The following is an 11,643-nucleotide window of genomic DNA, read 5'->3' on the forward strand; positions in this document are numbered from 1 at the left end:
GCGCGTCAGGACGGAATGGACACGGCGCGCTGCGAGGCCAGCCGCTCAGAGCAGTCGGCAAACCAGCGCTGGACATTCGCCAGCGTGTTCAGGCCGGTGATCTCGCCCGCGCCGTAGAAGCCGCCGAGCGTGCGAATCCAGGGCCAGACCGCGATGTCGGCGATCGTATAGTCGTCGCCCAAGATATAGGAGCGTCCTTCCAGGCGTTGTTCCAGCACGGCGAGCAGGCGCTTTGCCTCCGCCGTATACCTTTCGCGCGGATAGGGATCCTTGACCTTGTCGGCGACGAAATAATGGAAGTGGCCGAGCTGTCCGAACATCGGCCCGAGTCCTCCCATCTGCCACATCAGCCACTGGATGCAGTGGTAGCGTCCCGCCGGATCGGCGGGGATCAGCTTGCCGGTCTTCTCGGCGAGATATAGCAGGATGGCGCCGCTCTCGAACAGGGTCAGAGGCTTGCCGCCCGGCCCGTTGGGGTCGAGGATCGCAGGGATCTTGTTGTTCGGGTTCAGAGACAGGAATTCCGGCGTCATCTGGTCGTTCGTGTCGAACGAGATCTTGTGGGCCTCGTAAGGGAGACCGAGTTCCTCCAGTGCGGCGGACACCTTGATACCGTTGGGGGTCGCCAGCGAATAGAGCTGGAGACGGTCGGGATGCTGGGCCGGCCAGCGATGCGTGATCGGAAAATCGTTGAGTGAGACCATGATTTTGCTCCCGGAAAGCGAGTGGGTGCGCCCTTCTTAGGAAATCCGCACCGACCTGTCGCGGCATGTTTGGGCGGCGCCGGCGACTGTTGCGGCCCATCACACGCAAAGTGCATTTTGGTCTTGGACTTGTCACGATTGCATGCTCCGATCCGCGCTCGATAAGTTGAGATCCGCACCGGCAAATGGCGCCCTCGGGAGGGGCGAGCCACATTTGGCCCGCAAGCCAGGCCGGGAAGCCCCGGGGGGACGTCATGCGCGGCAAGTTCGGAAGATGCGGTCTCGGCGGCATTCTTGTCCCGGTTCTGGCCGGGATGCTCGCTCTCGGCCTTGCAGCCGGTCCGCACGCGCTGGCGCAGGAGAGCAGCGAACGCCGCATCGTGACGGTCGACGATGCCGACTATTTCGGAGCGGACTTCAGGACGCTGAAGGATGTCGATCTCGACACCTGCAAGACCGCCTGCCTCGACAGCGACCAGTGCCGGGCCTTTACCTACAACACGTCGGCCCGCTGGTGCTTCATGAAGTCCGATGTGGGGCAGTTGCAGTCCTTCGCCGGGGCGGTTGCCGGCCGTGTCGTCACCGTAGCGCGCCGGGACGACGCAAGCCGGAAGGCCCGCAACGAAGAGCTTTCCTTCCTCTCGCGCTCGCTCATGGACGATGCGGCGGCCTATGCTCGGCGCCTGCCGCGCAACTTCAAGTCAGGCGGGGAGAGCGCCGGCCAGCTCGAAGCCCAGGCGCGCACGGCTTTCGGATCGCGCAATTTCGACGAGGCGGAGCGCCAGTTCGCCCGCGCGCTCACGCTGGACGCAGAGCGCAACGATCTGTGGTCGGGGCTGGTCGGCTCGCTGTTGGCGCAGCAGCCCTCCGACTGGCAGCGGCGCAACCAGGTCGAGACCGACGGCACCCTGGCCGCGATCAACACTTATCTGACGGCAGCCGGCGAGGACGAGCGCGTTCGCGCCCTCGACCTGCTGGCGTCTTCGCTCGAGCGACGCCAGCTGTACAAGCCGGCGATCAAGGCTCTGCGTGCCGGCCTCGCCCTTGACGAAGTGCCCGCACGGCGGGAGCGCTACGACAAGATGGTGGCGACCCATGGCTTCCGCATCCTCGATCATCAGGTGGACTCAGACGCGGTAAGCCCACGGATCTGCGTCGTGTTTTCCGACACGTTGCAGCGGGGCACCGACTTTGCTCCCTTCGTCCAGGTGACGGGCGAGGGCAGCTATTCGGTCGAGGGCGAGGGTGCCCAGATCTGCATCGACGGTATCCGCCACGGCGAGCGTTACGCGCTGCAGATGCGCTCCGGAATCCCGTCGGCCGACGGAGAAAAGCTCGAAAAGTCCGCAAACCTGACCGTCTACGTTCGTGACCGCGCGCCATCGGTGCGGTTCCTCGGCCGGGCCTATGTCCTGCCGGCCGGTGACGGCGCGACGATCCCGCTGGTGACGGTGAACACCACAAGCGTCGAGACGGAGATCTATCGTATCGGCGAGCGCGGTCTTTCGCCCGCGCTCCGTGACCGCCGCATCCTCTCGCAGCTGAACAGCTATCAGTCGGAGCAGGTGCGCGACGAGTACGGCGAAAAGCTCTGGTCCGGCACCGTGGAAACGGAGCAGCGACTGAACCAGGATGTCACGACCGCGGTTCCGGTTGCCGACTTCGGACTTGCCATGCAGCCGGGTATCTACGCCATGACCGCCCGGGCGCGAGAGGACAAGCAGAACGAGTGGGGACCCTGGGCGACCCAGTGGTTCCTGGTGTCGGATCTCGGTGTCAGCTCCTATACCGGATCTCAGGAAACACTCGTCTCGGTTCGCAAGCTCTCCGATGCCGGTCCGGTCGAAGGGGCGAAGGTGAAGCTGGTCGCGGTCAACAACGATATTCTCGGCGAGACCGTAAGCGACGCCGACGGTTTTGCGGCCTTTCCTCCCGGCCTGTCGCGCGGAACGGGCGGCCGTGCCCCGGCCCTTGTCAGTGTCGAGACCGCGGAGGGCGGGGACTACGCGTTCCTCGATCTGACCAAGCCGGCGTTCGATCTGTCCGACCGCGGCGTGGAGGGACGAGCAGCACCCGGGCCGGTCGATGTCTTCGCCTGGCTCGACCGTGGCGTCTTCCGCCCCGGCGAGACGGTTCATGTCGGCGCGATGGCGCGCGATCGTACGGCCATGGCGGTCGGTGGCCTGCCGTTGACCTTCATTTATGAGCGCCCCGACGGCGTCGAACACAGCCGCGTGCAGATCTCGGAGGCCGGTGCCGGTGGCCGTGCACACGCGCTGGAGCTTTCCGCAAGTGCTCAGCAGGGCAGCTGGTCCGTCAGCGTCCATGCCGATCCCAAGGGCGAGGCGCTGGCGCGTCTGTCCTTCCTTGTGGAGGATTACCAGCCGGAACGCGTCGACTTCACTCCGCAGACCGAGGCAAAGACTTTCGATCTCGAGGCGCCGCCGACGGTCTCGCTGCAGGCGAGCTTCCTCTATGGTGCCCCGGCCTCCGGCCAGCGGGTCGAGGGCGAAGTCGTCGTGTCGCCCACGCGTCAGTTCCCCGGCTATGCCGGTTTCTCGTTCGGTCTTGCCGACGAACAGATCTGGCCCGAGCGGACCGCCTTTCCGGACGGCGTCGCGACGGACGAGGACGGCAAGGCCAGCTTCACGCTGCCGGTGCCGCAGCTGCAACCGACGACGGCGGGCTACACCGCCAAGGTGATCACCCGCGTCGTCGAGGCCGGCGGGCGCTATGTCGAGCGTAGTCTCGATCTCCCCGTTCTGGCCGATGGCCGCAGGATCGGCATAAAGCCGGCCTTCGAGGGCGGTGTCGATGAGGGCGCGCCGGCTGAATTCGAGCTCGTTGCGCTCGATCGGCAGGGTGAGCGGATCGCGGCCGACGTCCAGTGGACGCTTTCGCGCATCGATACGCGCTACCAGTGGTATCGCGCCGACGGACGGTGGTCCTTCGAGCCGGTGACCACCAGCCGTCGTGTCGCGAATGGTGAACTCGACCTTGCCACGGATCAGTCCGCACGTCTGTCCGTGCCGGTCGAGTGGGGCGAGTACCGCCTCGAGGTTGCGGCGAACGGGGCCGAGCCGGCTGCGACCAGCATCACCTTCAACGCCGGATGGTATGTCTCTTCTGCCTCTTCGCAGACGCCCGACGTGCTCGATGTCGGCCTCGACAAGAAGGCCTATCGCTCCGGCGATACGGCAAAGCTACGGCTGAAGCCGCGCTTCGACGGTATCGCCCTCGTTTCCGTGATGTCCGACCGGCTGATCGAAAGCCGTGTGGTCGAGGTTTCGGAAGGCGAGACGGAGATCGATCTCACCGTGACCGACGACTGGGGCAGCGGCGCCTATGTCACCGCGACCCTGCTGCGCCCGATGGATCTGGAGGCGAAGCGCATGCCCTCGCGCGCGCTCGGCCTGCAGTGGCTCTCCGTCGATCCCGGCGAGCGTCGGCATACGGTGAAGATCGATGCGCCGGAGACGATGCGCCCGCGCTCGACCATGGAGGTCGGTTTGACGATCTCCGGCCAGCCCGCCGGCAGGCCGGCTTTCGTGACCGTAGCGGCCGTCGATGTCGGCATTCTGAACCTCACCCGGTTCCCGACGCCGGATCCGGCCGGCTGGTATTTCGGTCAGCGGCGCCTCGGCGTCGAGATCCGTGATTATTACGGCGAACTCATCGACCGGACCGTCGGCGATCTCGGCGTGGTGCGTTCGGGCGGCGACGGCGGCGGCCTGTCCTTCGCTGCCCCACCGCCCCAGGAAGAGCCGATGGCGCTGTTCTCCGGCGTCGTCGAGACTGACGCGGACGGAAAGGCGACCGTCACTTTCGAGGTGCCGGACTTCAACGGCACCGTCCGGCTCACCGCCGTCGCTTGGAGCGAGAGCGGCGTCGGCCATGCTGAGCGCGACGTGACGGTGCGCGACCCGGTCGTCGTGACCGCCACGCTGCCGCGCTTCCTTGCGCCTGAGGACCAGTCGCGTCTTCTGGTGGAGATCGACAATGTCGAGGGCGCTGCAGGCGATTACATGCTGCAGGCGGCCGTCGACGGTCCGGTCTGGCTGCCGGCGGACGATGCCTCCCGTACCCTGTCGCTCGCCGCCGGCGAGCGCCAGACCCTGCGCATGCCGCTGATGGCGGAGACCGGCACGGGCGATGCGACCCTGACCCTGACGCTGGAAGGGCCGGACGGCCCGATTGCGGAAAAGGTGCTGTCGCTCGGCGTTCGCGACACCATGCCGCCGCTGACGCGCCGGTCCTTCGTGACGCTGGCAGCCGGTGCCGGCCTGACGCTGGACGACGGCACGCTGGCCGGGGTCGTTCCGGCGAGCGCCAGCGTGAGCGTGGCGGCCGGCGGGGCTGCGCGGATCGATATCCCGGGACTTCTGGGAGCGCTCGACCGCTATCCCTATGGCTGCACTGAGCAGATGACGAGCCGTGCATTGCCGTTGCTCTATCTCAACGAGTTGGCCGTCGCGAGCGGCCTGAAGACCGACGGAGATATCCGCGGCCGTATCGAACAGGCGATCGTGCGGGTGCTGGGCAACCAGAGTTCGAATGGTTCGTTCGGCCTGTGGTCCAGCTTCGGCACGCAGGACACCTGGCTCGATGCCTATGTCACCGACTTCCTGCTGCGCGCCCGCGACCGGGACTACAACATCCCGACCCAGGCGCTGGAGGCGGCCCTGGAGAACCTGGAAAACCGCATCGCTTATGCCTCGGACTTCGACGACGGCGGCGAGGGGATCGCCTATGCGCTCTACGTTCTGGCCAGTGCCGGACGCGCGTCCATCGGCGACCTTCGTTACTACGCGGATGTGAAGCTCGATGATTTCGCGACGCCGCTTGCCAAGTCGCAGATCGCTGCGGCGCTTTCGCTGTACGGCGAAAGCGGGCGGGCGGAGCGTGCCTTCAAGACCGCGGTCGGCGAGACGGGGCAGCCGGAAAACACGAGCTATCGCGCCGACTATGGGACGGCCCTGCGCGACTCGGCCGGCGTGCTGGCCTATGTGACCCGCGCCAGCGCTGCCTCCGTCGATACGGTCAGCCTGACCCGCGATGTCGCCAACCGGCAGGACGCAACGCCTGCGCTGTCTACGCAGGACATGGCCTGGCTGCTGGTGGCCGGTCATGAACTGGAGCAGAAGGCGGAGGCCGCAAGCTTTGCGGTCGACGGCACTGCCGTCAGCGGGCGGCTGGACCGGCGACTGACCGGCGATACCGTCTCTGGGCAGCCCATGCGGATCGAGAACCGGAGCGACAAGGCCGCCGATGTGGTGATCACCGTCAGCGGGCGCCCGGTGGAGCCGGAGCCTGCAGGCGGAACCGGCTACAGCATCACCCGTGCGCTCTACGACCTCGACGGAAACGAGCTCACCTCCGAGGCTGTGCCGCTCAACACCCGGGTGGCGGTCGTGCTGACGGTCACGCGCGACCGGCCGGGCAAGGGGCGGATCATGGTCGTCGACCGGCTGCCGGCGGGGCTGGTGATCGACAATCCGCGGCTGGTGCGCTCGGGCGATCTCGGCGGCCTCGACTGGCTGTCGACGGTCGACAACACCGACCATGTCGAGTTCCGTGACGACCGTTTCGTCGTCGCGCTGGATGAGTCCCAGCAGAACATCGACGTGATGACCTTCGCCTATCTGGCGCGGGCGGCGCTGCCGGGCAGCTTCGCCCATCCGCCGGCGACCGTGGAGGACATGTATCGGCCCGACCTTGCGGCCCGCACCGATACGGGGCGGCTCGAGGTGTTGGGCCCGCTGCGTTGACGCCGTAACCGGAAGGGGCGGCCTATGGCACGGACAGGACGGGGCGGGCGCGTGCGATGGCTGGCGATCGGCCTTTCCTGCGCCGCCGCCCTGTGCCTTCTCGCCATCGGCACGACGTTGGCCGTCCAGGTTTTCTCGTTGAAGCGGGAGGATTTGCCCGGAACTGTGGAGATGTCACGCTCGGTCAGCGACCGAAACGGGCGCCTGTTGCGCGCGTTCCAGACCAGCGACGACCGGTGGCGCATGCCGGTTTCTCCCGACGAGGTGGACCCGCTCTACCTATCGATGCTACTCGCCTATGAGGACAGGCGCTTTAACGACCATTACGGAGTCGATCCGCTGGCGATCCTGCGAGCAGGTGCTCAGCTTGTGTCCAACGGGCGGATCGTGTCGGGCGCCTCGACCCTTACCATGCAGACCGCCCGGCTTCTGACAGAAGCGCCGACCCGCTCGCCCCTGTCGAAATGGCGCCAAATGGTGCTGGCGCTTGCGCTCGAACGCCATCTCGACAAACAGGAAATCTTGTCGCTTTACCTCGCGCGCGCACCCTTCGGTGGCAACATCGAGGGCGTGCGAGCGGCAAGTCACGCCTGGTTCGGCAAGGAGCCGGCCCGGTTGACGCCGGCCCAGGCGGCGCTTCTGGTGGCTCTGCCGCAATCGCCGGAGGGGCGTCGTCCCGACCGATTTCCTCAGGCTGCGCGCACAGCTCGGGACCGCGTCCTGCTGGCGGCGATGGACGCGGGGCTGCTGTCCCCGGAAGATGTCACGGCAGCGAAACGCGAGGCAATTCCGGAGCGGCGCCGTCCCATTCCGATGCTTGCCCCGCATGCGACCCGTCAGGCACTCGCCCAAAGCGAGGCGACAGATCAGCGCCTCACCATCGAAGCGGACCTGCAGGCGCGGCTGGAGGCGATGGTGGCGGAGCGCGCCGGTCGGCTGGGCAGCCACGTCTCCGTTGCCCTAATCCTTGCCGACAATGCCAGCGGCGAGATCCTGGCGCGTGTCGGCTCTGCCGGCTTGCTGTCGCAGGCGCGCCGCGGCCATGTCGACATGAGCGGTGCTATCCGCTCTCCGGGCTCCACGTTGAAGCCGCTGATCTACGGGCTCGCCTTCGAGCAGGGCGTTGCCCATCCAAACAGCCTGATCGAGGATCGCCCGACGACGGTCGCAGGCTATAGCCCGACCAATTTCGATCTGTCGTTCCAGGGGACGGTTCGCGTTCGTGAGGCCTTGACCGCCTCACTCAACGTGCCGGCAGTGACGCTTCTGGATGCGGTTGGTGTGTCGCGCTTCATCTCGCGGCTGAAGCGGGCCGGTGCGACGCCGCGCTTCCCGCAGGGCGAGGCGCCGGGTCTGGCCGCCGCTCTCGGCGGTTTCGGCATCTCGCTGCGCGAGCTTGTTGCCCTTTACGCAGGTATTGCGCGCGGTGGTGTCGCCGTCTCGCTGCACGAGAGCCTTGAAGCGGGCGTGGGGGAGGCCTTGCCCGACGAGGATCGCCGGTTCCTGTCGGAAATGGCCGCCTGGCGTATTTCCGATATCCTGTCCGAAGTGCCGCCTCCTGATACGGCGAATGGCGCCGGCATCGCCTACAAGACCGGCACGTCCTACGGCTATCGCGATGCCTGGGCCGTCGGGTTCGACGGACGCCACACCATCGGCGTCTGGGTCGGTCGTGCCGACGGGACGCCAGTTCCAGGGCTCACCGGCTACAAGTCTGCCGCACCGTTTCTGTTCGACGCCTTCCAGCGGGTGGCTGCCCGCAGAATGCCGCTGCCGCAGCCTCCGAAGGACTTCGACCCCGTAGCCGATGCAGTGCCCGCGCCTTTGCACTATGCCCGCACCGCAACGCGGCCGGACGGCATGCACACGGAGACGGGGCCGGAGATTTTCTATCCTCCGAACGGCGCGACCGTCGATCTCGGCCTTGGAGAGGGCAGCGAGGCAGCGCTCGTCGTGAAGCTGCGGCGAGGCCGGGCGCCGTTCCTGTGGCTGGCGAATGGTGCGCCCGTTGCCAGCGGTCCTTTCGCAACCTCGCTTGTGTGGCAGCCAGACGGGCCGGGCGCCTCGACCATTTCGGTCATCGATGCGGATGGGAACTCCGCCCGCGTGACGCTGGATCTGAGGTAAGAACAGGCCCGGCCGGTCAGCGCAGGCGCGACAAGAACCTGGCGATCACACCCTGGGTTTCCGCATCCCACAACAGCGGAGCATGGCCTTCATCGGCAATCGTGTGCCTTTCGAGCCTTGGACTGCGCTGCTTCATCTGCGAGAAGGTCTCGGCGCTGAGAATATCCGAATGCGCGCCGCGGATCGCCAGCATCGGCAGGCTGGCGATGGCATCGAAGACGGACCAGAGGTCTGGAAGTTCCGCGTCTTCGTCGAACGAACCGAGGGTGTTGGCGAGGCGGGCATCGTAGTCGAGCTGGATGCCGTCATCGGTCTCGACATAGAGCTGCCGGGCAATCTGCAGCCAGCCTTGTGCATCGACACGGGGAAACTGACCGCCGAGGCCCGCGCGGAGCCGCTCTGCCGCCTCCTGCCAGGTGTCGACGCGCATATGGTGGCCGATCTCGCCGGAGATCCTCTTCAATCCGCTGCGTTCGATCTCCGGTCCGATATCGTTGAGAACCAGGCCCGCAATGCGGTCCGGTGCCCGCCAGGCGAGAAGCATGCCGTGCAGGCCGCCGCGCGACGTGCCGACAACGGCAACGCGGGCAAGCGAGAGGACACCAAGGCCGGCGTCGATGTCCAGCCCCTCGCGCTCGATGGAGTAGCTCCGCCAGTCCGGATGGCGCCCGGAGCGGCCACGTCCGCGATAGTCCATGGCGATGACGCGGTGACCGCACCCGGCGAGATAGCGGGCGAGCGGCGCAAAGTCGCGCGCATTGCGCGACAGGCCGGTCAGGCACAGAACGTCGATAGCGGTTTGGTGCTGCGGTTCCCAAAGCGTTGCGGATAGGTCGATGCCATCGTCCGAGCGCCATGCGCGGTAGCCCGGCTGCGTGCCTGTTGCTTCTGCTGTATCCATTTCCGCCACCACGATTTTTCCAGGACCCACTCAGGTCGGAACGATCATAGGCATCGTCACGGAGCGGCGGAAAGTGCTTTGTCGGCGAAGTCCGTCGCGGATGCGGTGCGAACGCCGGGTCGATGTTGCGTCGGTCTCGTGTGACGACTATTGTGCGCCTCCCGGACGGTCGGTCCGGGCCAAACGCCACACTCCAAGAGGTCCAGCATGTTCAAGGGATCCATCCCCGCACTCGTCACGCCGTTTCGCAATGGAGCGGTCGACGAGAAAGCGTTCCAGGAGTTTGTGGACTGGCAGATAAAAGAGGGCAGCCATGGTCTCGTCCCGGTGGGCACCACCGGCGAGAGCCCGACGCTGAGCCATGACGAGCACAAGCGCGTCATCGAACTGTGCATCGAGGCCGCCGGCGGCCGCGTGCCGGTGATGGCGGGCGCAGGCTCCAACAACACCGTCGAGGCCATCGACTTCGCGACCCATGCCGAGAAGGCGGGTGCGGATGCGCTGCTGATCGTGACCCCCTATTACAACAAGCCGAACCAGCCCGGCCTGATCGCCCATTACCGGGCAATCGATGCTGCCGTTGACATCCCCATCTACATCTACAACATCCCCGGCCGGTCGGTGATCGACATGCAGCCGGAGACGATGGCGGAGTTGTTCGCGACGTCGCGCAACATCAAGGGCGTGAAGGACGCAACCGCGAACATGTCGCGCGCCAGCCGCCAGCGCGAGCTGTGCGGGCCGGACTTCGTCCAGCTGTCGGGCGAGGACATCACCGCGCTCGGCTTCAACGCCCATGGCGGCACGGGCTGCATCTCGGTCACGGCGAATGTTGCGCCGCGCCTGTGCTCCCAGTTCCAGGAAGCGACGCTGGCGGGCGATTTTGCCACCGCCCTGTCGATCCAGGACCGGCTGGCGCCGCTGCACAACGCGCTGTTCATCGAGCCGAACCCGACAGGTGCGAAATATGCCCTGTCGCTGCTGGGCAAGCTCGAGAACGAGCTGCGCCTGCCGTTGGTCCCGGTCTCCGAGTCCACCAAGACCGCGATCCGCGATGCGATGACGCATGCGGGTTTGCTCAACTGACAAGGACGGCTTGCCGGGCGGCGTGATCCGCTGCCCGGCGCCGGTATGACGATGGCCAGCAAGAGCGCCGCCGACAGCAATCGCAAGCTTATCGCCGACAACCGCAAGGCCCGGTTCAACTACGAGATCGAGGACACGCTGGAGGCGGGGATCGAGCTCAAGGGAACCGAGGTCAAGGCGCTGCGTGAAGGCAAGTCGATGATCGCCGAGTCCTACGCCAGCTTCGAGGGCGGGGAATTCTGGCTGATTAACTCCTACATTCCCGAATACCTGCAGGCGAACCGCTTCAACCACGAGCCGAGGCGCAAGCGGAAGCTCCTCCTTCACAAGCGGGAAATGGCGAGGCTTGCGCTTGCCGTCGACAAGGACGGCAAGACGATCGTGCCGTTGAAGCTCTATTTCAACGAGAAGGGGCGTGCGAAGGTCGAGCTTGCCCTGGCGCGCGGCAAGAAGCTGCACGACAAGCGCGAGACCGAGCGCAAGCGCGACTGGAACCGGGAGAAGGCGCGCCTGTTGAAAACTGCTGGATAAGCAGTGGATGGCGAAATCCGGATTCTTGGTTTGTTCCTGAAGTCCTGCGCGAACAAACTCTCTCAACGGATTCGCAAGTTTGAACAATTATCCTTTCAGGATCGTGGCCAAAAGATTCCGTCTTTCCCCTTCTATCGGCACCGGCCGTCTTGTGGATCGATCCACCTGGACGTGCACGAAACGCCCTTGTGCGCTGGCGGTTTCGCTCTCCTGCTCGAACAGCGCGATCTCGTAGGACACAGACGAGCCACCCAGCCGACTGACCCGGATGCCGGCAGTCACCGTGCCGGGAAAGGTCAGCTCGGCAAAATAGGCGCATTGCGTCTCGACGACGAGAAATACGGTCTCGGAGTGGCGCGGGTCGAGCACACCTTCCTCGATCAGCCAGCCGTTCACCGCTGTGTCGAAATAGCTCAGATACTCGACATTGTTGACGTGGCCGTAGATGTCGACGTCCATCCAGCGCGTGGGTATGGCTCGGAAAAGGCGGAAGTCGTCGCGGGTCAACGGTACGGTACGGGTCATT

At 66.0% G+C, this 11,643-nt stretch carries 7 protein-coding genes; 4 read left to right on the forward strand and 3 right to left on the reverse strand.

Annotation, left to right across the window (positions count from 1 at the left end; translation table 11 throughout):
• Window positions 1-5 precede the first annotated feature (5 nt).
• A complete protein-coding gene (locus MNI96_RS00585; protein WP_249689413.1) occupies window positions 6-704 on the reverse strand; it encodes a glutathione S-transferase N-terminal domain-containing protein in 699 nt (232 codons plus the stop codon).
• Between the two features lie 254 nt (window positions 705-958).
• On the opposite strand from MNI96_RS00585, the gene MNI96_RS00590 reads away from it, so the two are divergent.
• The gene (locus tag MNI96_RS00590) at window positions 959-6,472 is read left to right on the forward strand and encodes an alpha-2-macroglobulin family protein (RefSeq protein ID WP_249689414.1); all 5,514 of its coding nucleotides are present in this window, start codon (window positions 959-961) and stop codon (window positions 6,470-6,472) included.
• A 24-nt stretch (window positions 6,473-6,496) separates the two neighbouring features.
• A complete protein-coding gene (pbpC, locus tag MNI96_RS00595) occupies window positions 6,497-8,599 on the forward strand; it encodes a penicillin-binding protein 1C (protein WP_249689415.1) in 2,103 nt (700 codons plus the stop codon).
• A gap of 16 nt (window positions 8,600-8,615) precedes the next feature.
• Here the strand turns inward: pbpC and MNI96_RS00600 are convergent, their stop codons facing one another.
• Window positions 8,616-9,500, reverse strand: a complete 885-nt coding sequence (locus tag MNI96_RS00600) for an alpha/beta fold hydrolase (RefSeq protein ID WP_249689416.1) — start codon at window positions 9,498-9,500, stop codon at window positions 8,616-8,618.
• A 207-nt stretch (window positions 9,501-9,707) separates the two neighbouring features.
• Between MNI96_RS00600 and dapA the strand changes: the two genes are divergently transcribed.
• Together dapA and smpB are read left to right on the forward strand one after the other, a co-directional pair.
• Window positions 9,708-10,586: a 4-hydroxy-tetrahydrodipicolinate synthase gene (dapA, locus tag MNI96_RS00605; RefSeq protein ID WP_249689417.1), complete on the forward strand. Its 879-nt coding sequence runs from the start codon at window positions 9,708-9,710 to the stop codon at window positions 10,584-10,586.
• A gap of 51 nt (window positions 10,587-10,637) precedes the next feature.
• Window positions 10,638-11,117, forward strand: coding sequence for an SsrA-binding protein SmpB (gene smpB / locus MNI96_RS00610; RefSeq protein WP_249689418.1), 480 nt, complete (start codon window positions 10,638-10,640; stop codon window positions 11,115-11,117).
• Window positions 11,118-11,204: 87 nt separating this feature from the next.
• On the opposite strand, the gene MNI96_RS00615 is transcribed toward smpB, so the two are convergent.
• Window positions 11,205-11,642 (reverse strand): acyl-CoA thioesterase, encoded by a 438-nt coding sequence (locus MNI96_RS00615; protein WP_249689419.1) that lies wholly within the window; start codon window positions 11,640-11,642, stop codon window positions 11,205-11,207.
• Window position 11,643 lies beyond the last annotated feature (1 nt).

Source organism: Stappia sp. WLB 29 (assembly GCF_023507705.1).
Classification (GTDB): domain Bacteria; phylum Pseudomonadota; class Alphaproteobacteria; order Rhizobiales; family Stappiaceae; genus Stappia.

Excerpts from the sequence above, each read along its gene's own strand:
- MNI96_RS00600 (WP_249689416.1), bottom strand. The coding sequence starts at position 9,500 with ATGGATACAGCAGAAGCAACAGGCACGCAGCCGGGCTACCGCGCATGG.
- MNI96_RS00585 (WP_249689413.1), bottom strand. The coding sequence starts at position 704 with ATGGTCTCACTCAACGATTTTCCGATCACGCATCGCTGGCCGGCCCAG.
- pbpC (WP_249689415.1), top strand. The coding sequence starts at position 6,497 with ATGGCACGGACAGGACGGGGCGGGCGCGTGCGATGGCTGGCGATCGGC.
- MNI96_RS00615 (WP_249689419.1), bottom strand. The coding sequence starts at position 11,642 with ATGACCCGTACCGTACCGTTGACCCGCGACGACTTCCGCCTTTTCCGA.
- smpB (WP_249689418.1), top strand. The coding sequence starts at position 10,638 with ATGGCCAGCAAGAGCGCCGCCGACAGCAATCGCAAGCTTATCGCCGAC.
- dapA (WP_249689417.1), top strand. The coding sequence starts at position 9,708 with ATGTTCAAGGGATCCATCCCCGCACTCGTCACGCCGTTTCGCAATGGA.
- MNI96_RS00590 (WP_249689414.1), top strand. The coding sequence starts at position 959 with ATGCGCGGCAAGTTCGGAAGATGCGGTCTCGGCGGCATTCTTGTCCCG.